General features: G+C 37.5%; 18 protein-coding genes and 1 pseudogene. 9 read left to right on the top strand and 10 right to left on the bottom strand.

Going from position 1 to position 19,882, the window contains the following annotated elements:
* Positions 1–359: 359 nt before the first annotated feature.
* The 7 genes from FJR38_RS10365 to FJR38_RS10335 form a co-directional block, all read right to left on the bottom strand.
* The gene (locus tag FJR38_RS10365; protein WP_168536868.1) at positions 360–998 is read right to left on the bottom strand and encodes a phosphoribosyltransferase; all 639 of its coding nucleotides are present in this window, start codon (positions 996–998) and stop codon (positions 360–362) included.
* Positions 995–1,321 (bottom strand): Hpt domain-containing protein, encoded by a 327-nt coding sequence (locus tag FJR38_RS10360; RefSeq protein WP_168536866.1) that lies wholly within the window; start codon positions 1,319–1,321, stop codon positions 995–997. The genes FJR38_RS10365 and FJR38_RS10360 overlap by 4 nt, the downstream gene beginning before the upstream one ends.
* Before the next feature lie 127 nt (positions 1,322–1,448).
* Positions 1,449–2,078: a ribonuclease D gene (locus FJR38_RS10355; protein ID WP_168536864.1), complete on the bottom strand. Its 630-nt coding sequence runs from the start codon at positions 2,076–2,078 to the stop codon at positions 1,449–1,451.
* Between the two features lie 87 nt (positions 2,079–2,165).
* Positions 2,166–2,714, bottom strand: a complete 549-nt coding sequence (locus tag FJR38_RS10350) for a CAP domain-containing protein (RefSeq protein ID WP_168536862.1) — start codon at positions 2,712–2,714, stop codon at positions 2,166–2,168.
* Positions 2,715–3,027: 313 nt separating this feature from the next.
* Positions 3,028–3,543: a CAP domain-containing protein gene (locus FJR38_RS10345; protein ID WP_168536860.1), complete on the bottom strand. Its 516-nt coding sequence runs from the start codon at positions 3,541–3,543 to the stop codon at positions 3,028–3,030.
* A gap of 161 nt (positions 3,544–3,704) precedes the next feature.
* Entirely contained in the window at positions 3,705–4,943 is a 1,239-nt protein-coding gene (gene trpB / locus FJR38_RS10340; protein ID WP_168536858.1) for a tryptophan synthase subunit beta, read from the bottom strand.
* 190 nt (positions 4,944–5,133) lie between these two features.
* Positions 5,134–5,952, bottom strand: coding sequence for an Rpn family recombination-promoting nuclease/putative transposase (locus FJR38_RS10335; protein ID WP_168536856.1), 819 nt, complete (start codon positions 5,950–5,952; stop codon positions 5,134–5,136).
* A 114-nt stretch (positions 5,953–6,066) separates the two neighbouring features.
* Between FJR38_RS10335 and FJR38_RS10330 the strand changes: the two genes are divergently transcribed.
* The 5 genes from FJR38_RS10330 to FJR38_RS10310 all read left to right on the top strand — a co-directional run bounded on the left by FJR38_RS10330 (position 6,067) and on the right by FJR38_RS10310 (position 10,057).
* Positions 6,067–6,465, top strand: a complete 399-nt coding sequence (locus FJR38_RS10330; RefSeq protein ID WP_168536854.1) for a sugar ABC transporter permease — start codon at positions 6,067–6,069, stop codon at positions 6,463–6,465.
* Between the two features lie 135 nt (positions 6,466–6,600).
* A complete protein-coding gene (locus tag FJR38_RS10325; RefSeq protein ID WP_168536852.1) occupies positions 6,601–8,595 on the top strand; it encodes an SUMF1/EgtB/PvdO family nonheme iron enzyme in 1,995 nt (664 codons plus the stop codon).
* 348 nt (positions 8,596–8,943) lie between these two features.
* Positions 8,944–9,294 carry a translation initiation factor gene (locus FJR38_RS10320; protein WP_168536847.1) on the top strand — a complete coding sequence of 117 codons (351 nt, stop codon included), beginning with the start codon at positions 8,944–8,946 and terminating at the stop codon, positions 9,292–9,294.
* 95 nt (positions 9,295–9,389) lie between these two features.
* On the top strand, positions 9,390–9,551 hold the full coding sequence (locus tag FJR38_RS10315) for a YqaE/Pmp3 family membrane protein (protein WP_035082904.1): 162 nt from the start codon (positions 9,390–9,392) through the stop codon (positions 9,549–9,551).
* A 113-nt stretch (positions 9,552–9,664) separates the two neighbouring features.
* Entirely contained in the window at positions 9,665–10,057 is a 393-nt protein-coding gene (locus tag FJR38_RS10310; RefSeq protein ID WP_254449414.1) for a hypothetical protein, read from the top strand.
* 214 nt (positions 10,058–10,271) lie between these two features.
* Here FJR38_RS10310 and nifJ read toward each other — a convergent pair whose 3' ends face one another.
* Positions 10,272–13,823, bottom strand: coding sequence for a pyruvate:ferredoxin (flavodoxin) oxidoreductase (gene nifJ / locus FJR38_RS10305; protein WP_168536845.1), 3,552 nt, complete (start codon positions 13,821–13,823; stop codon positions 10,272–10,274).
* 366 nt (positions 13,824–14,189) lie between these two features.
* Here nifJ and FJR38_RS10300 point away from each other — a divergent pair, with 366 nt between their 5' ends.
* Positions 14,190–15,101, top strand: a complete 912-nt coding sequence (locus tag FJR38_RS10300) for an AAA family ATPase (protein ID WP_168536843.1) — start codon at positions 14,190–14,192, stop codon at positions 15,099–15,101.
* 146 nt (positions 15,102–15,247) lie between these two features.
* Here the strand turns inward: FJR38_RS10300 and FJR38_RS10295 are convergent, their stop codons facing one another.
* Complete coding sequence (locus FJR38_RS10295) at positions 15,248–15,700, bottom strand: YidH family protein (RefSeq protein WP_168536841.1); 453 nt, start codon at positions 15,698–15,700, stop codon at positions 15,248–15,250.
* 535 nt (positions 15,701–16,235) lie between these two features.
* Between FJR38_RS10295 and FJR38_RS10290 the strand changes: the two genes are divergently transcribed.
* A complete protein-coding gene (locus FJR38_RS10290) occupies positions 16,236–16,931 on the top strand; it encodes a PEP-CTERM sorting domain-containing protein (protein WP_168536839.1) in 696 nt (231 codons plus the stop codon).
* 239 nt (positions 16,932–17,170) lie between these two features.
* Here the strand turns inward: FJR38_RS10290 and FJR38_RS10285 are convergent, their stop codons facing one another.
* Entirely contained in the window at positions 17,171–18,181 is a 1,011-nt protein-coding gene (locus tag FJR38_RS10285; protein WP_168536837.1) for a M20/M25/M40 family metallo-hydrolase, read from the bottom strand.
* A gap of 144 nt (positions 18,182–18,325) precedes the next feature.
* Between FJR38_RS10285 and FJR38_RS10280 the strand changes: the two genes are divergently transcribed.
* Together FJR38_RS10280 and FJR38_RS28395 are read left to right on the top strand one after the other, a co-directional pair.
* On the top strand, positions 18,326–19,552 hold the full coding sequence (locus tag FJR38_RS10280; RefSeq protein WP_168536835.1) for a sulfite exporter TauE/SafE family protein: 1,227 nt from the start codon (positions 18,326–18,328) through the stop codon (positions 19,550–19,552).
* Positions 19,527–19,882: pseudogene (locus FJR38_RS28395) on the top strand (hypothetical protein); the annotation flags it as partial. The gene FJR38_RS10280 and the pseudogene FJR38_RS28395, both read left to right, overlap by 26 nt.

Genomic DNA, 19,882 nt, shown 5'->3' with positions numbered 1-19,882 from the left:
CACCCCCTGCTGTAACTCCACCAAATACGACAATTAATATAGCTCCCCTCTGCATCGTCTGTCGAGACTCCAAAATCTACCTCTAGCCCAAATCCGTCCAATTCAAGTTCACAGACCCAAGAATCGCCTAATACAGGTAGTGTGCTGCCAGCAGATCGCAATTCAACTGATTCCAATCCATAATCAAGTAGACTCCTGACTCCTAACTGGGCGCAGTCCCTGCGCCCCTACCTCCTATTTTCGGCGTTGCTGAATTAGGGTATGAAATTCAAAAATCAATGATTTCAAACTCTTACTCTCTGTGACTCTGCGCCTCTGCGTGAAACAAAATCATACTCTTAATCAGCAACGCCCTATTTTCAAACACCGTCTAAAAGTGTGCGGACTTCGTTATCTGTAGTTTGGGTAAAATCTTCATACCACCAACCAATTGCAGACATAATTTCTGGAGATTGCAAACAAACTAAATCATCTACTTCTAAACTTAATTCCTCACAAGTATTGAGCGGTGCAACAGGAACTGCAATAATAATTTTCGCCGGTTGCTGTTGTCGGAGAATAGCCAAAGCTGCACGCATAGTGGCAGCAGTAGCAATCCCGTCATCTACGATAATGATTGTTTTATTGTTAATATTAATAGGCGGTTGATCATCTCGATAAGTCTTCTCTCTTCGCCTTAATTCTAGCAACTCCTGGTTAACAACGTTGGTAATTACTGAAGTATCTATTCCTAAAGACTCAATTACATCATGGTTGAAAACAATAATATTTTGAGAAGCGATCGCTCCCATAGCTAATTCTTTATGTCCAGGGACACCAAGTTTTCTGACTATGCAGACATCTAAGGGAGCATTCAAAAGTTTAGCAATTTCAAAGGCTACTGGTACACCTCCACGAGGTAAAGCCAGTACCACTATATCTTTCTGGTTAATGTATGCTTTTAAATGTTGAGCTAACATTTGACCTGCTTGAGTGCGGTTAGAGAATTTTTTACTCATAACGCTTGGGTTATTTTCTTTAAAGCAATTTCAACTTGTTCATACTCGTTATTCAATTGTGACACCAATTCTAAAACCCCTTCTAAATTACCATATTTACCTTTTAATTCTAACTGTAAGCAAAGCCCCGAAAGATTAATTGCTCCTAAAGAAGTACTGCTGGACTTTAATTTATGGGCTGTTTTATGAATGGCATCAGTGTCTTGATTGATCACAGATGTTTGAATATCTTTAACAAGATCAAGTGATTCCAGTAGGTAACAGTTAATAATTTTTACTAAATATTTTTTATCTCCGGATAGCATACTTAATAATGCTTCCAAGGCTTGAGTATTTATTGAGGACATTTGTAAAATTGGTTATACCGTAGTTCCGATATTAAAGTAACGGTCTCAGGGAAGAGGCAGGGGGAATAGTTTTCCCAATTACCTATTACCAATTCCCAATTAATTAATGTTCAAATAAATCTTTGAATTGTAATAAATCTAAAGTAACTATTGTAGGCAGAATCTGAAAACATTCTTGGGCGATTTGCCAACGTTCTTCACGTTGTAGCATGGTTGTGAGCTTTTGTTGTATGTTCAGTAAATAACGAACATCATTGGCAGCATAACTGAGTTGTGCTTCAGATAAATTGGTGGCGTTACCCCAATCAGAACTTTGAGAACTTTTATCTAATTCTACCTTTTCTAATTCTAAAACTACCTCTTTTAGTCCATGACGATTTGTATAAGTCCGGGCTAATTTACTGGCGATTTTAGTACAAAAAATGGGCTGAACAACGATATCTAAATTATGTTTTAAGGTAGCAATATCAAACCTAGCAAAGTGGAAAACTTTGAGGGCGTGGGTTGCTTCCATCAGTGTTTTTAAATTTGGTGCTGTTGTTTGCCCCCTAGCGATGCGAATAGCGGTAACTTGCCCTTCTGGATTACAGAGTTGGACTAGACACAAGCGATCGCGCTGTGGTAAGAGTCCCATTGTTTCTGTATCAACAGCGATAGCTGGGGCTTTTAAATATTCAGCAAGGGTAGCATCATTTAAATCGCGATCGCAAACCTGGAAATCTTGTAATATCATGGGTTTCTCTACAATAGATTCTGGTGTCTCTCAGAAATGATTTTTCCAGAGACTATAATTTATTGTGCAGAAAAACAGCACCAAAATCTATCTATTGTGTAAAAATATTTGTGTTAGGTAAACTTCACCTCGATTATTAGTAGCTACACCAATCCCCGTTAAGTTATATTTCCCTTGAATATTTTTCAGATGTCCAGGACTTTTTAACCAGCCAGAAACTGCTTCTTGGGCAGGATTGCTATATCCCATATTGAAAGCTACGTTTTCTGCTGCATTGTCATACTTGAGAGGGATTGCCTTAACCCGCTGTTCAAATCCATTATGACTAAAAGGAACTTTACCGTTAGCCATATTTTGACTGTGAATTCTGGCTTGTTGAGTTATCTTTTCATTTAAATTTAATTTTTGTAATCCCTGGGAAGCACGATATTCATTAATTTGGATAAAAACTGATTTCTCTAGATTCGTAGGTTGAAATGCAAGCTTAGATATGCTGGCTTGACTAGTAATGTTCAATGAATGCTGTTTATGAGCAGTTTTTTCTGGATCACTCTTACCTGGGTTTGCAGCATTCATAAAGCCACTACCAAGGACAAGCGTACTTAAAGCGATGCCAAAAGCAGTTTGTCTTAACATAGAGGATTAAGTAGTGTAATGTATGGATTTATTGGATATATACCCTATCTTCTGATTATCAGAATACATACCAGGATACTATTTGCCAAATATGACCCCAAGGATCATCAAATTTTTATAATTTAAATGAGTCTTTTGTATCCATATTTTCGTTTAATCTCTGCTCATGCCAAATTAAGCTAAATTGACAATTATAGGGCTGATAGATGTTATTTCCACTACATTTTTAATCAAAAATATTACTAAAAAATAGTATCCATTGGTAGATGTTATGGATACTAAATTTATTAAACAAATATTGTTTGCAAAAAACTTATCTTGAAAGTAGGAAAATTTGTGTAAAGTAAATTTGTCCTTTGTTGTTATTTGCTACACCAATCCCAGTTAGGTTATAATTACCTTTGATGTTGGCTAAATGTCCTGAACTTTTCAGCCAGCCTTGAACAGCGGTAGTCGCAGGGTTTTGAGATCCTTGGTTATAGGCAACATTTTCCGCAACTCGACTGTAAGGAATATTTATCGCTGTGACTCGTGCTTGAAATCCGCCATGTCCAAAGGCCACTTTACCATTAGCCATATTTTGACTGTGAATTCTGGCTTGATTGTCAATTTTAGAGTTACGATTCAGTGCAGGTAAGTTTTGGGAAGACCGGTATTGATTGATTTGTCGGAAAACAGCAGCTTCAATTGCCGCTGTGTCAACAGTAGCTTGTGCCACCTGGTAGCTAGGATTTGATACTGAAGCAGAATTAGGTAACGAATTAGCGATCGCACCACTAACTAAAACCAATAAACCTGCACCAGCTATAGAAATAGTTTTTCTAAACATGATTTATCACCAGTTAAAATCTATTATTTACTCAATTATCGGTTTTTTCTCATGTAGGGGCGAAGCATTCGGGCGATAATTTATCGGTTTTTTCCCAAGTTTATTTTCCGAATGCTTCGCCCTTACACCGAATGCTTCGCCCTTAAACAGAATGCTTTTATTTATGGAATCAAAAACTTCGCAACTGTTTGTACATCCTTGTCACCTCGTCCAGAACAGTTAATGATAATTTTGGGACTACCAGAAAGTTGGGGACAGAGAGTTTCTAGATAGGCGATCGCATGAGAAGTTTCCAAAGCTGGTATAATTCCCTCTAGCTTTGATAACCGTTGGAATGCTTCCAAAGCCTCAGCGTCCGTCACACTGTAATATTCAGCCCGGCCAATATCCTTCATATAGCTGTGTTCAGGACCCACACCAGGATAATCTAAACCAGCACTAATGGAATGGGGTTCAATAACTTGACCATCATCATCTTGCAAAAGATAACTCATCGAACCATGTAATACACCAACCTGGCCTTTTGTGAGAGTGGCCGCGTGTTTGCCAGTATTTACACCTTCACCAGCAGCTTCCACACCAATTAACCGCACAGATGATTCTTTCACAAATTCGTGAAATAGTCCCATAGCGTTAGAACCACCACCCACACAGGCCATGAGTATATCAGGTAAACCGCCCCATTTTTCCATTGCTTGAACACGGGTTTCCTCACCAATCACCGCGTGAAAATCCCGAACCATCATCGGATAAGGATGGGGACCAGCCACAGAACCAAGGATGTAATGGGTAGTTTCTACATTCGTTACCCAGTCCCGGATGGCTTCAGAAGTGGCATCTTTGAGCGTTCCGGTACCAGCCTCCACTGGACGAACTTCCGCCCCCATCAGCCGCATTCTAAAGACATTTAACGCTTGGCGTTCCATGTCGTGAACACCCATATAAATCACGCATTCCAAGCCAAACCGAGCGCAAACTGTTGCCGTCGCTACGCCATGTTGTCCTGCACCAGTTTCAGCAATAATCCGTTTTTTACCCATGCGTTTGGCTAATAATACCTGACCGAGAGCATTATTAATTTTATGTGCGCCAGTATGATTTAAATCTTCCCGTTTTAAATAAATTTGCGCCCCTGTACCATCAGGACGGGCATAATGAGCAGTAAGGCGTTCAGCAAAATATAAAGGTGTAGCCCGTCCGACATAATCTTTTAATAAACCTTGTAATTCCGCTTGAAAACCAGGTTCATTCCGGTATTGCTGATAAGCTGTTTCTAACTCAGCCAAAGCCGGCATTAAAGTTTCAGGAACATACTTACCACCAAAGCGGCCAAAACGTCCGAGAGTATCAGGTACGGGCGCAGTTTGAGAGAAATTCGGAGAGAGAGGAGTAGTAGTCACAGATTGGGTAAAATAAGAGAACAAAGTTAATTTTAATTCTAGACCTGTTGAGGATGCCGATAAAGAGCATTATTCTCTCGTTCCCAGTCTCCAGACTGGGAATGCCATCTTAGAGGTTCTACCTCCGGGTATAATAGAGCCAGAGCCTCTCAACTGCATTCCCACGGAGAGCATGGGAACGAGAGAAAATTTAAGATCCTTGAATTTCCTTTTGTAAAGCCTGAATTTGCTGAAGAGATAATTCCGTAACTTCAGCAATTTGTTCCAAACTCATGCCAATTCGTAACAATTTTAAAGCAAACAGTCTTGTTGTTTCAGCTTTACCTTCAGCTTTACCTTCAGATTTACCTTCTTGTTTACCTTCTTCTAAAGCTTCTTGATAAACTCTAGTTTGTTTCAACTCACTTAAACCTAACATAGCCTCAATCTCCTCTCTGCTCTTTTTGGGTAGTTTGTAGACGATAATTGTCTCAATGAGATTAATTAAATCTCGTTTAATAGTTGCATCAGTTAGTTGTTGGTTTGCTTGAGCAATTAAGTGTTTTGCTAGTGCTGGTGCAGTTTCCTCTGTTTCTATCACCAGTTTAACAACTCCCACCCCTAAAGAACTCTCTCCCAACTCATCTAAATAAATGCGTGTAACTCGCTCAAGCAGCAAGATTTCCCCAAATTGTAAATTCTCTTCTCTTTCTATATTACGACTAGGATAGATGATTACAGCTTGCCAAGGGTGAGGCGGTTTGTATTGTCGCAGGTAAAGGCAAATTTCCGCAAAGAGACGATAATATAAATCATCATCGGGCTGAAACTGAACCTCAACTATGTAAAATGGTTTTGTGGCATCTTTGGTGGTTGGTAAAAATAAACCATCTAAACGAAAAGCGAGTTGTTTAACTTCACGAGAGGTAAATTCATAAACATCTGCTTCTGTGGGAGAATTGTTAATTAATTCAAAGAAGATGCTGGGAAATGCTTGAAATAAGCTATAGAAAATTGTATCTGTTTTCACTGTGATTAAGAGATGCTTTATTTCAGTCTATTTGCCCCATTCGTAACAAAAAAGGCTATAATATCTGAAAATTAGTCCTAAAATAAGTTAAATCTATCATTTAATTTTACATATATGACAAGCACATCTAATGTAGAAATAATCATTTATTTAGCTGAACTAGGCTTAGAACAAGAGGAATTACAAGCAGAAGTACAGAAATTACTCCCGATACTACGAGAAGTTGATGGTGTGGAAACAGCAGATATAGTCACCGTAGAAAAAGCGCCAGTAAATACTAAAGCTGTTGGGGGTTTTGTCTGGGAATTATTAACTACAAAACTTAATCCTGCTAATATCAAGCCGTTATTTGGTTTTTTGACTAAGCGTTTCGGTAACACTGACAAAAAAGTAAAGGTCAAAATTACTAGAAACAATGGTAATCTTGACGGTTTAGAACTTGAAATCGGGGATGCTAAGGATTTAGAAGCAACGCTAAAAGCAATACAAGATTTTTTGGAAAATACAAAATAACCACTCAAGACAGCTATATTCCTGATGGCTGAGTTTTGGAATTTTACAAAATCATAAAAAACCTAGATTTGTAAGGGTTTAGCAGTGCTAAAACCCTACTATAGAATCAAAAAATTAACCCATTTTGAGTAGAAGATGAACAAATTTGCATTATTAATCGGGGTAAGTGAGTACCAACTAGAATTTACCCCTTTACCCACGACTGTTAAAGATGTTGAAGCTATCAAGCAAGTGCTGATAAACCGAGAAATGGGTGACTTTGCTGCGGAAAATGTCACTGTTTTGAAAAATCCGCAGAAGTTGGATATGGATAAAGCTATTCATGATTTATATGATAATAGGCAGAAAGATGATTTATTGCTTTTGTATTTTTCTGGACATGGTTTAATTAATGATGAAGGTAATTTCTATTTCTCAACTTCTTCTACAAAGAAAAATGGCGCAAGTTTTCTGTCATATTTAGCTGTAGCAGCAACTTATGTACATGACTGCATGAAAAAGAGCAAGTCAAAATACAAGGTAGTAATTTTAGATTCCTGTTTTAGTGGTGCTTTTCCTCAAGGAATGACAGCTAGATATGGTGGTACTATAAATATTAAACAGCATTTAGGTGGTCAAGGAACAGCAATACTTACAGCTTCTACTTCAACACAGTATGCTTATGAAGAAGAAGGTTCAGAATTTGGGATTTATACTCGTTATTTGGTTGAGGGAATTAAAACAGGTGCAGCAGATAAAGACGGAGATGGTTTAATTTCTATTGACGAGTTACATGAGTATGTGAGTAGTAAAGTTCAAGAAGTTGCTCCAGCTATGACCCCAAAAATTTATCCTGTGGAGGAAGGTCATAGAATTATTCTAGCTAAATCACCTAAAGATGATCCTATACTCAAATACCGTAGGGACGTAGAAGAATTTGCTGCGGAAGACGAAGGAGAAATTTCTTTTATTAACACAAAGTCTTTAAATCTTATTCGACAACAATTAGGTTTAACAATTGATATAGCTCAAATAATTAATTCCGAAGTTCTTGAACCATATCAAAAGCGACGAGAAAAATTGCAAGATTATGAACAAACTTTATGTAAATTAATAAAAAAAGAATATCCAATTTCTGAGAAAAGTCGCAAGCAGTTACAAAGGTTGCAAAAAAATCTCAATCTTCGAGATGAAGATATAGCTCCTATTGAAAAGCGAATATTAGCTGATAAACAAGCAGGAGATCCATCTGAGCCACCAAACAACACAGAACCGGAAAGGTTTTTAGGTATTCCTGTTACCAGCTTTGAATTTGAAACGGCTAAGTTAATTCATTTAGGTTTGAGGAAAGGTTGGGAAATTCAACGCAGTCGCAAAAAATCCAGATTATTTATTCAAGACTTGGGAAATGGTGTAAATTTAGAAATGGTGGCTATTCCTGGAGGGACTTTTATCATGGGTTCTCCAGAAAATGAGGAAAGTCGAAGTTCTGACGAAAGTCCACAACATCAAGTTAATGTTCCCCCGTTTTTCATGGGTAAATATCCAGTTACTCAGAAACAATGGCAAGCTGTAGCTGCTTTACCAAAGGTTAAGATTGATTTAGAATCTGATCCATCTAAGTTTAAAGGTGATAATTTACCAGTTGAGATGGTATCCTGGGACAGTGTTCAAGAATTTTGTGCCAGACTTTCCCAAAGGACAAATAAAACCTATCGCTTACCCAGTGAAGCTGAATGGGAATATGCTTGTCGTGCTGGAACAACTACCCCGTTTTATTTTGGGGAAACAATTTCCACCGATTTAGCAAATTATGATGGTAACTACACTTATGGTACTGGCGTAAAAGGAGAATATCGAGAAAAAACTACAGATGTCGGAAAATTTCCGGCTAACTCTTTTGGTTTATATGATATGTGTGGTAATGTATGGGAATGGTGCGAAGATGAGTGGCACGAAAATTATATAAATGCGCCTACAGATGGTAGTGCTTGGACAAGCCTAAGCGTTAATAGAAGGCTGCTGCGTGGTGGTTCTTGGTACTACCACCCTAGCAATTGCCGTTCTGCGTATCGTAACGACAACAACCCAGATCTCAGAGTCAACGACCTTGGGTTTCGGTTAGTAGTTTCCGGCGCAAGGACTCTTTAATTCTTTACACTCTTACCCTTTTGCCCTTTACGCTTTTATTCTTTTCACTTCTCTAGCGTAACGGAGTGGAGCGATCAAAAATATTTTATTTAGATTTTGGTAATGATTGATGAGTGATTTACCCATAATACACAAAATTTACGATTTAGTCAAGTGGTCAGAATCAGGATATCCAGGATTTAAGGATTTACAGGATGTGATAGTTTAATTAATCAAAGACAAAATTATCGGCGTTTATCTCCGTTTATCTGCGTTCAATGACTACCTCTTCTAGCTGAATTTTGAATAAATAGATGGGTAGCCTAAAATTGTTTACAATAAAAGTCTATTTTTCCTGCATTAAAATTTATGGCTAATCCCAAATCTGACAAAGGCTTTGTCTACCAAGAATTTGGTAACGGTAGTTCCCCCGCACTAGAACGCGCTGTAGAACGGGGAATCCAAGACTTACCCCCCAATCAGCAAAATGTGAGAATCCAAGCCACTCGCGCTGGACGGAAGGGGAAAACTGTCACAGTTATTACTGGTTTTCAAACCAAACCGGAAACTTTAGCTACTTTATTAAAACAGTTAAAAGCTCAATGCGGTACAGGTGGAACTCTGAAAGATGATGAAATTGAGGTTCAGGGAGACCATAAACAGAAGATTTTAGAGATTTTGGTGAAGTTGGGTTATAAAGCTAAAATCAGCGGTGGTTAAAAAGTGCGGTTTACCGTATCTTTTCAGGAATCGTCACAACATTAGGTGATGTTAACTCTAGAAATATAGAACATCAACAGGAGAATAACATGGATATGGATGTAGTCAGAATTATAGCCGCGATTTTTCTCCCACCTTTAGGAGTATTTTTGCAGGTAGGTTTTGGTAAGGATTTTTGGATTAATTTACTTTTGACAATTTTTGGTTTTTATATTCTGGGTATTGTTCACGCAGTGTGGATAATTGCGAAGAAGTAATGATTTCACAGAGGTGGATTTCAGTTAGACTATCTCTCGATTGAGATTACCATTTCTAGCATTTTTTGGGAAACTAAATATTCTCTTACAAATTTATCGTAGTAAAGGTAAGAATGATGAACTCTAAGGCTATCATTTTAGCGACTATTTTGGGAATTTCTACACCGGCAATTATTGATGTTGCTATCCCTAATCAGGCTGTTGCTGTACAAAAATTTGATTATCCAGCAGGTGAATTTAGAGATAAAGATTGGAGTGTGACTTTATCTTTTGGCAATAATGTTTATTATTATTATGGAGAGAACCTTAATAATAATTCTAACATTAATTTATCTGGTGCTGTTGCTTCGGGAAATAAACAACGTCAAGTTTACACTTGGAATAATAATGGCTTGAAATATCAAGTTACCTGGCGACCAAGTGATCCGAATTTTATTCGTGTTGAAGTGATTAGACCTAATGGTAAGGTAATTTTGAACCGCTTACTTAGGTCTGCTATAAATTAGGTTAATTTATTGGGTAACAGGTAATTGGTAAAAACTGATTACCTATTTATTCAACATATTTATATAATATAGAACAATTGACAAAAACACATCATTGCGAAATTTCCAATTTAATCAAAGCAATGGTCGAACAACTAACTAAATCATAAATTATACAATTGATATTGGTAATGTTGGGTTTCCTTGCGTCAACCCAACCTACAATGAAGATTATTTACCTATTCGCTAAATATTGATACATTTCCCATCTTGCATTTACTTCCGCTTGGGCTTGTTCTAGCAATTGCTTCGCAACTTCTGGTTTACTCTTCGTCAACATCTTAAATCGGTTCTCTTGATACATTGACTTTTCCACCGATTCAGAAGGCGCTTTCATATCCAATTGTAAGGGATTTTTTCCCTCATTTTGTAATGCTGGATTATAGCGATATAACAACCATCTTCCTGCGTCTACTAGAGCCTTTTGCTGTTGTAAACCTTGGGTCATATCAATACCGTGAGCAATACAATGACTGTAAGCAATTATGATTGATGGACCATCAAAAGCTTCCGCTTCTAAAAATGCTTTGAGTGTATGTTCATCTTTCGCACCTAACGCCACACTCGCCACATAAACATTACCATAAGTCATGGCCATTAAACCCAAATCTTTCTTGGGTGCAGGTTTTCCACCTGTTGCATATTTAGCAACTGCGGCTTTGGGAGTGGCTTTAGAAGATTGTCCTCCGGTGTTAGAATAAACTTCTGTATCCATGACCAAAATGTTGACGTTGCGGCCTGTGGAAATCACATGATCAATGCCTCCAAAGTCTATATCATACGCCCAACCATCACCCCCAACTATCCACACACTTTTCTTGACTAAATAATCAGCTAAGGATTTTAGATTTTGGATTTTGGATTTTAGATTTGCGTCTTTTGTAGTTTCCGCAATCTCATTTAATTTGTGTTTGAGAATGACGATTCTTTCCCGTTGTTCCCAAATATCTGCTTCGGTTTTTTGTTCGGCTTTAAGAATTGCATTAACTAAATTATCGCCAATTTCACTACTTAATTGTGACAATAATTCTGCTGCAAATTCTGCTTGTTTGTCTATAGATAAACGATAACCAAAACCGAATTCGGCGTTATCTTCAAATAAACTATTAGACCATGCTGGACCTCTACCGTCTGCGTTTTGACTCCAGGGAGTTGTGGGTAAATTTCCCCCGTAAATGGAAGAACAACCGGTGGCGTTGGCAACGAGTGAGCGATCGCCAAATAATTGTGTTAATAATTTAAGGTAGGGTGTTTCTCCGCAACCAGCACAAGCACCGGAAAATTCAAACAATGGTTCTTGAAGTTGCTGCTGACGAATTTGATTTAATTTCAACTTTGTGCGATCGGGATTTGGTAAACTCAAAAAGAAGTTCCAATTTTCCCGTTCTTGTTCCCGCAACGGTAATTGCGGACTCATATTAATCGCTTTGAGGCTGGGTTCTGCTTTGTTTTTGGCAGGACAGATACTTACACAAATTTCGCAGCCTGTACAGTCTTCTGGGGCTACCTGAATGGTGAATTTCTGGTTAGCAAAGTCCTTATCTTTGGCTTTAGTTGATTTGAAAGTTATCGGTGCATTGACTAACTCACTAGGTTGATAAGCTTTTGCGCGAATAGCAGCGTGAGGACAAACCATCACACATTTACCACATTGAACGCAGACATCACCATCCCAAACGGGTATTTCTTCCGCAACGTTGCGTTTTTCCCATTTTGCAGTTCCACTGGGGAAAGTTCCGTCAGCAGGTAACGCACTCACAGGTAAATCATCACCTTCCCAGACCATGATTTTGCTAAGAACATTCTCAACAAATTTGGGTTTGGTAATTGCTAATTGCTTTTCTTCCCTATTACCTATTACCAATGACCTATTACCAACTTCATGGAGATTTTCTAAGGTGTTGTCTACAGCTTTTAAATTCATGTTGACAACATCTACGCCTTTTTTACCATAGGTTTTTTCTATGGCTTGTTTGATTTTAGCGATCGCTTCTTTTTCTGTCAATACTCCCGCTAAAGCAAAGAAACACACCTGCATGATAGTGTTAATTCTGTGTCCCATACCACTATTTTTCGCTACTTGACTGGCGTTAATAGTGTAAACTTTCAGGTTTTTGTCAATAATTTGCTGTTGGACTTTTGGGGGTAGATTTTCCCAAACCTTATCCGCATCATAAGGACTATTTAACAACAAAGTCGCCCCCGGTGCAGCAGCTTTTAAGATATCAATACTTTCAACAAATCCCCAATGGTGACAACCAATAAAATTAGCTTTGTCTATTAGGTAAGTTGAACGAATTGTTCCAGTTCCAAAACGCAGGTGAGAAACTGTCATTGAACCAGATTTTTTGGAATCATAAACAAAGTAACCTTGGGCGTTATTTTCTGTACCTTCACCGATAATTTTGATGGAGTTCTTATTTGCACCAACTGTACCATCTGAACCCAAACCATAGAACATTGCGCGAACTACATGATCTGGTTCTGTAGAGAAATTGGAGTCAAAATTCAAAGAAGTGAAACTGACATCATCATTAATCCCAATTGTAAAATGATTTTTGGGTTTAATTTGAGTGAGATTATCAAAAACACTCTTCACCATTGCGGGAGTAAATTCTTTAGAAGAAAGTCCATATCTACCACCAACAATTTTTGGAAATGTAGTTTTTTTCCATCCTTCATAAATAGCTGTCACCACATCTAAATATAGTGGTTCTCCTGCACTTCCGGCTTCTTTAGTTCTATCAAGAACGGCAATAGATTTGACACTATTAGGTAATGCTTCTATAAATCTGGCAACATCAAAAGGACGGAAAAGCCGCACTTTTAAAACTCCGACTTTTTCCCCTTGATTGTTGAGATAATCTACAGTTTCATGGACAGTTTCACAACCAGAACCCATAATCACAATTACTCTTTCTGCATCTGGTGCGCCATGATATTCATAGAGTTTATAATATCTGCCTGTGCGATCGCCAAATTTATCCATAATCTTTTGGACAATATCAGCACAACCATCATAATAAGGGTTTGCACCTTCACGAGATTGAAAATAAACATCGGGGTTTTGGGCTGTTCCTCGTAATACTGGTTTATCTGGAGTTAAGCACCGTTGACGATGTGCTGATACCAAAGATTGGGGAATGAGAACTTGTAAATCGTCATCTGCTAATAACTCGACTTTCTGCACTTCATGGGATGTTCTAAACCCATCAAAAAAGTGCATAAATGGTACTCTTGTTTCTAAAGTTGCAGCATGAGAAATAAGAGCAAAATCATGACTTTCCTGCACAGACGCTGAACATAAAAAAGCGAAACCAGTCGCCCTAGCAGCCATGACATCACTATGATCACCGAAAATAGATAAAGCGTGTGTAGCTAAAGAACGGGCAGAAACATGAAGTACAAAACTTGTTAATTCTCCGGCAATTTTGTATAAATTAGGAATCATTAATAACAATCCCTGAGAAGCGGTGAAAGTTGTACTTAATGCCCCTGTTTGTAATGCCCCATGTACCGCAGCAGCAGCCCCTCCTTCGCTTTGCATTTGGGTGACACTAGGAACAGTACCCCAAAGATTAGGCTTATTTTCCGACATCCAAGCATCAGCCCATTCACCCATATTTGAAGAGGGGGTGATAGGATAAATAGCAATTACTTCATTTAATTTGTAAGCTACACGGGCTACGGCTTCATTACCATCAATAGTAGCATAAGATTTGTTCATGATTTTCCTTCTTTGTGTCTTTTGTGGTTGTTTAAACTGTATGCAGAGAAACCAAAAAGATAAGCATTAGAAATAGCTAAAGTCAGGAAGTGAATTTGTGATATTTTCTACATTTTTATTAATTAGGAATTATTAATTATGAATTATTTGGACTTTTAGCCAATATTCTAATTATAGCAGATGGTAAATATTCTATTTATATTAATGTTGTACTCAAGATTTATAATCTTTTATTTATCAAGGTTTGATGATTGTCATGGGGTAGAGGTGCGGGAGGTTTTTTGGGATGATAATTGACAGTTATACAAGTTTTTAAAGTATAATTAAAACTTAATACGCTGCATTTACACCCAATTAAGATAAATTATGACTTATCGAGATCCTGAAATTGAAGCTGAACTACAACGAATGAAAAGAGAATTAAATATCTCTGGAAATAAAAATCATCAGAGTAATTCTAATTCTAAATCTGAAGGTTTAGATCATGTGATTAATAAACTAAATCAGCTTGTGGGAATGGAAAATGTTAAAAATGACATTAACACTTTTATTAATTTTCTCAAAGTTCAGAAAATGCGTCAGGAACAAGGTTTACCAAATATTTCTATTTCCCTACATTCAGTATTTTGTGGACCTCCGGGAACTGGTAAAACAACAGTTGCGCGTTTAATGGGTGAAATCTACAAAGAATTAGGTATACTTGCTAAAGGCCATGTTGTAGAAACTGATAGATCAGGTTTGGTTGCAGGATATGTTGGACAAACAGCATTAAAAGTAGATGAAGTTGTCAATTCAGCATTAGATGGAGTATTATTTATTGATGAAGCTTATGCACTAACACCAGCAGGTTCAGGTAAAGATTTTGGACAAGAAGCGATAGATACTTTACTCAAAAGAATGGAAGACTATCGAGATAGGTTGGTTGTGATTGTCGCTGGTTATAGTGATGAGATGTCGCGTTTCATTAATGCTAATCCTGGGTTACAGTCGAGATTTAATAGATATTTTTATTTTGATGATTATAAACCGGAAGAACTATTAAATATTTTCGAGGGAATATGTAAGCAACAACATTATAGAATAACCCCAAGAGGTAAAGAAAAACTTCTCAAACAATTCACCAAGTTATATTCTGAAAAAAACAAAAGTTTTGGAAATGGTAGACTGGTTAGGAATATTTTTGAAAAAACAATTGAAAGACAAGCTAACAGATTAGTGAAAATAAAGGAACTCAACAAAGAAATGATGATGACTATTACCTGGGAGGATATAGTGTAAATAATTCAATAAACAATAATACCCAGTAAACTTAAATTTTAAGGTGCGTTACAGTTAATTGTCACTTTCTTTCATAGCCGTAACACACCCTACTTAAATATTTACTTTATAAATAGACTCCTACACTGATAAGGGAGTAACTATATTTAAAAAATTACCGAATATGAAAAAGATTGATTTTGTTTAGGTGTAGAAAACGGACGTTGAGGTATTTGATTTCTTATTAAGAGTAAGGGAATACTCAGCAATCCAAAAACCATAACTGCTCCGGTCATAATTAACACTGGTAAACGGTTAGGTCTATAGTCACCTTGTTCAATTTGCCAGAAAATTTGATTGTATCTCCATGCTGCTAAAACAATAGTAATAATACCAAATATGACTAAAAAAATCCCCAAGTTTTCAGAGTTAATTAAGGGATTTACAATAGGTTCTTGTTGTGTAAAAGCGGCATTAATTTGACGTAGAAATATACCAAATCTAGAAATAGCAAAACCAAAGCTAATTAATGCAATAGAAGTGCGTAACCAAGCTAAAAAAGTACGCTCGTTTGCTTGATGTTCTCGGATACGATCTATATTAGGCAATTTATTTCTCATAAAATAGAACAGTGATTTATATTCATTATAAAAATTTGTAAGTTGTAATTGAAAAAGATTTGTAGTACGTTACTTAATTTTATATTTTGATTTATAATAAACCCATTCTAACCGTATTTATATAGATACGTAAGTGCGTAAATCCATGGCGTCTATAACTAAACTTAAATTGCTTAACGCACCATTGGTTAAGTTTACAGTGTTTTATATTGGCTGCATTTGCTCCTCATCCTCCTCAATAACAGTAGGACTGACTACTCAAGGAATCTTAAAAGCTTGTGTGGAAAGGGTTTGACGGTGATTCTGATCAGATTTTGGAACTATTTCATGATCCTGTCATACTCAATATAATAATTGATCAAATACGGTAAAAAAGGCTGCTTCTTTATCTCTACTTCAAATAAGTCTTCTCTATTTAAAGACATGGTGAAAATACGAATATGCATATTGGAGATTTCTGACCCTGTGTGTATGATAAGAAACAAGAGGTCAAGAACAAATAAACAAACTACTTAACCACACAGGGGAAAATAAAATGATAAATAAACTTTCTTATATCTTAGGTTCAGCATTATTAGCAGGTGGAATCGCTTTTACCTCAATAGCAGCACCAGTATACGCTGCTAACAATAACAATAACAATAGCAATAGCAATAACAATAATAACAACAACAACAACAATAACAATAACAATAACAACAATAGCAATAACAATAACTCAACACCATCAGGCCAGTGCCTATTTAATAATTTAACTGCTGTTGGTGCTTCAGTAACAGATTGTAAAAATGTTGCAGGTAATGATAATGACTCCCTTGATTTGAATACAATGTTTGGCAGAAATTATACTTGGTCTTTTGTTGGTAAGGACGAGAGTACAACTACCGCAACAAATGGTTTTGATGGTTTTGCTGCGTTAAAAGAAGGAACTTGGAGTATCAGTCCAGAGCTAACCGGACCATTTGCTATTAGTGTCAAAGGTAGTAACGAGTATGCTGTGTATTTGTTTGAAAACCTCACCAAAGCCGTCACTGGTGGAACTTGGACTACATTGGGTCTAGGAAATTCTGGCGGAAACCCAGATCTATCTCATATATCCTTGTTTAAGACTAATATCTCTACCATTATTCCTCCCACACCTACCAAAGTTCCTGAACCTGCTTCTTTACTAGGTTTAGGTTTAGTAGCTAGTGGCATGGTAATGGTTCGTCGTCGTAACCTTGCTAATTAATCATCCATATCTTAAATATTTGATAGTTTTCAGGCACGGTAAACTAAAACTAACAAGTCGTTACAGAATGATATCTGTCTCGGCTTATTGTTTTTTAACAACAAGCTTCTATTCAATTAGACAGAAGGGAAATAAATTTAAACTTTCCTTCAGAGAGAGGCAATCATCTAAAAATTAAAGCTAAATTTAGATTGAATGAGTCCACATTCCAATGTCTTTGATCATAGCCTCCAGTGATTTTATGAAGCTGGAGGCGATTTTTTGACACTTTTTTCTGCTAATAAACTAGAAGTAGCATTAACAATAATTTGTGACGAACCTGTGAAAAAGTCTCTTTGGATATTTTCGGGAATATCACTAGGTTGATGATAATGAGGACTGCGTAAATTAGCAGTATCAGTTACCAGCACAGCCCCTATGCCTTGATACCAAAACGGGGCATGATCACTTCGTAAAGTATCTGGTGTCAACAAACCCTTGAAAGGAATAGGCACTTTGAGAATTTTTGGTAGATTTTCACTAGAGTTTTGAAAAACATTTAATAACTGTAAGTTTTCTAAATCACCAACTACTGCTAAAAAATCACCCTTGTCGCTTGGTGGAGTTACGGGTAAACCAGCAGGATATTGTTGACAGCCGGGAGTGTAACAAGCATAACCAAGCATATCCATAATTATGACACCTTGGAGATTTTCTAAATGCGCTGGTTGGTTGACAAAAGCCTTACTCCCTAAAAGTCCTGTTTCTTCTTGGTCAAAAAAAGCTAATTGTAAAGTTTTCGGCGTGGAAACAGAACTAAAAAGTCTAGCAATTTCTAATACCACAGCTATACCAGTGGCGTTATCATCAGCACCAGGAGAGTCCGGAACAGTGTCATAATGGGCAGCAACGAGAATTGCCCCAGCGGTTTTGTCTGTCCCTAATTTTTGGGTAAAAATATTTACACCATCAGGAAATTTTTCTAGTTTGGGTTGCCAGCCAAATTTTCTCAGTTCATTTGTGATATATGTACGAGTAAGCGATCGCTCCCTTTGGGAATAACGCCGAAAATTCAACTTTTGAACATGAGCAAAAAGTTGATCACCATTAACCAATAGAGTATTATTGACATTTCGGGTTTCTAACTGGGGTTGAGACTGTGGTACAGGAATCTTTTTAACTATCGGCACAATCTCAGGTTGCTGCAAAAAACCGCCAATAGATAAGAAAACGATGATTCCCACCAGCACCCATAGCCATTTTTTTTGCATGATTTAACTCCACCTAGAAGAAATAAATATCTAAAACTACACCAAGTTTGACAGCTTGTCTTTTGACATGAACATCATGGTAGGAGATGAAAAATATATACTTTCCCAATTTCCATTTTCTAATTGCCAGTTCCCATAATTAATATGCTAGATTTATCACTCATTACACTTCTAGGGTTTCTGGGCAGTTTTGGGCATTGCTTTGGGATGTGTGGACCCCTAACAGTAGCGTTTTCTCTTTCTAACCAGCAGGAAAATCCGACTTGGCAACAACAATTAAAATTTCACACTTTGCTAAATTTAGGGCGAATGTTGAGTTATGCCTTAGTTGGCGCTGGTATTGGCGCACTAGGTTCAGTATTAGTAGAAGGTGGACAACTTGCCGGAGTTGGTAGTGACTTGCGGCGGTGGATAGCCATAATTACAGGTATTATGTTGATTTGGTTTGGTATAGGCCAGATTAAACCAGATTTTCTACCACATATTCCCCTATTACATCCCATCTTAAAAGGGAACTTGCATAACCGTTTGAGTGTCGGCATGATGAAGTTATCTGCTCAAACTCAATGGTGGACACCTGCTATTTTAGGCATGACTTGGGGATTAATGCCCTGTGGTTTTTTATATGCGGCGCAAATTAAAGCTGCGGCCACTGGGGATTTATGGCAAGGTGCAGCGACAATGTTAGCCTTTGGACTTGGGACACTACCCATCATGCTGGGTGTAGGTGTTTCTACGGCATTAATTAGTAAAGATAGGCGTAGTCAATTATTTCGCTTAGGTGGGTGGGTAACTCTGATTATTGGCGCTATTACCCTCTTGAGGACAGGAGATACGATGACAGATTATAGCGGTCACGCTGCCTTAATCTGTTTAATTCTTTCATTAATTGCCCGACCTGTGAATAATTTTTGGTCAGCACCTCTGCGTTACCGACGGGCTTTAGGAGTTGGGGCTTTTGTGCTATCGGGAGTACATACTATCCATAATATTGAACACTCCCTGGACTGGAATTTCACCGCTATTTTGTTTTTACCGTTAGAATTTCAATGGGGAATGAGTGCAGGGGGTATAGCATTGGTATTAATGACTCCTGCTGCTTGTACAAGTTTTGATTTTCTGCAAAAGTCGTTAGGTAAATATTGGCGACAAATCCATCTTCTGAGTGTACCAGCTTTATTATTGAGTGCGATTCATGCGGTTTTGATTGGTTCTCATTACCTTGGTGCTTTAAAATTAACTTGGCAGAACCACTTCGCAGCCGTTTCGCTGGGCATAATTACCTTTGGTGTTTTGTTGGTACGTTCTCGATATTTTTGGTTATATTTACATCTAGAAAAATTTTATGTTCCCCCCAATAAATCGCGGTAAATTGACTGTTTCTCCTCTCCACAACAGCAAAATTAAGTATCTATTATTAGTTTTATCTAGTTTGATAGTGACTACAAGTACACAAGTTTCCGCCCATACGGTGAAAATATCAGGAGACGTGGGTGGTACTGTCCACTTAGAACCTAATGATAATCCTCGGTCTGGGGAAGTTACTCAAGCTTGGTTTGCACTTACCCGTAGAGGTGGTCAGGTAATTCCTTTAAAAGATTGTAATTGTCGGTTGGCTATTTATGCTGAACCCCATGCAGCAGGAGAACCTGCATTACTTGAACCGCCATTAAAACCTATACAGGCTGAACGGTATCAAGG

The sequence above is a fragment of the Anabaena sp. UHCC 0253 genome, from assembly GCF_009712085.1.
Lineage (GTDB): Bacteria > Cyanobacteriota > Cyanobacteriia > Cyanobacteriales > Nostocaceae > Dolichospermum.
This window is presented reverse-complemented; position numbering and strand designations above follow the sequence as displayed.

Excerpts from the sequence above, each read along its gene's own strand:
- FJR38_RS10355 (WP_168536864.1), bottom strand. The coding sequence starts at position 2,078 with ATGATATTACAAGATTTCCAGGTTTGCGATCGCGATTTAAATGATGCT.
- FJR38_RS10330 (WP_168536854.1), top strand. The coding sequence starts at position 6,067 with ATGACAAGCACATCTAATGTAGAAATAATCATTTATTTAGCTGAACTA.
- FJR38_RS10320 (WP_168536847.1), top strand. The coding sequence starts at position 8,944 with ATGGCTAATCCCAAATCTGACAAAGGCTTTGTCTACCAAGAATTTGGT.
- FJR38_RS10285 (WP_168536837.1), bottom strand. The coding sequence starts at position 18,181 with ATGCAAAAAAAATGGCTATGGGTGCTGGTGGGAATCATCGTTTTCTTA.
- FJR38_RS10325 (WP_168536852.1), top strand. The coding sequence starts at position 6,601 with ATGAACAAATTTGCATTATTAATCGGGGTAAGTGAGTACCAACTAGAA.
- FJR38_RS10300 (WP_168536843.1), top strand. The coding sequence starts at position 14,190 with ATGACTTATCGAGATCCTGAAATTGAAGCTGAACTACAACGAATGAAA.
- FJR38_RS10290 (WP_168536839.1), top strand. The coding sequence starts at position 16,236 with ATGATAAATAAACTTTCTTATATCTTAGGTTCAGCATTATTAGCAGGT.
- FJR38_RS10345 (WP_168536860.1), bottom strand. The coding sequence starts at position 3,543 with ATGTTTAGAAAAACTATTTCTATAGCTGGTGCAGGTTTATTGGTTTTA.
- FJR38_RS10365 (WP_168536868.1), bottom strand. The coding sequence starts at position 998 with ATGAGTAAAAAATTCTCTAACCGCACTCAAGCAGGTCAAATGTTAGCT.
- FJR38_RS10295 (WP_168536841.1), bottom strand. The coding sequence starts at position 15,700 with ATGAGAAATAAATTGCCTAATATAGATCGTATCCGAGAACATCAAGCA.
- FJR38_RS10315 (WP_035082904.1), top strand. The coding sequence starts at position 9,390 with ATGGATGTAGTCAGAATTATAGCCGCGATTTTTCTCCCACCTTTAGGA.
- FJR38_RS10310 (WP_254449414.1), top strand. The coding sequence starts at position 9,665 with ATGATGAACTCTAAGGCTATCATTTTAGCGACTATTTTGGGAATTTCT.
- nifJ (WP_168536845.1), bottom strand. The coding sequence starts at position 13,823 with ATGAACAAATCTTATGCTACTATTGATGGTAATGAAGCCGTAGCCCGT.
- FJR38_RS10280 (WP_168536835.1), top strand. The coding sequence starts at position 18,326 with ATGCTAGATTTATCACTCATTACACTTCTAGGGTTTCTGGGCAGTTTT.
- FJR38_RS10350 (WP_168536862.1), bottom strand. The coding sequence starts at position 2,714 with ATGTTAAGACAAACTGCTTTTGGCATCGCTTTAAGTACGCTTGTCCTT.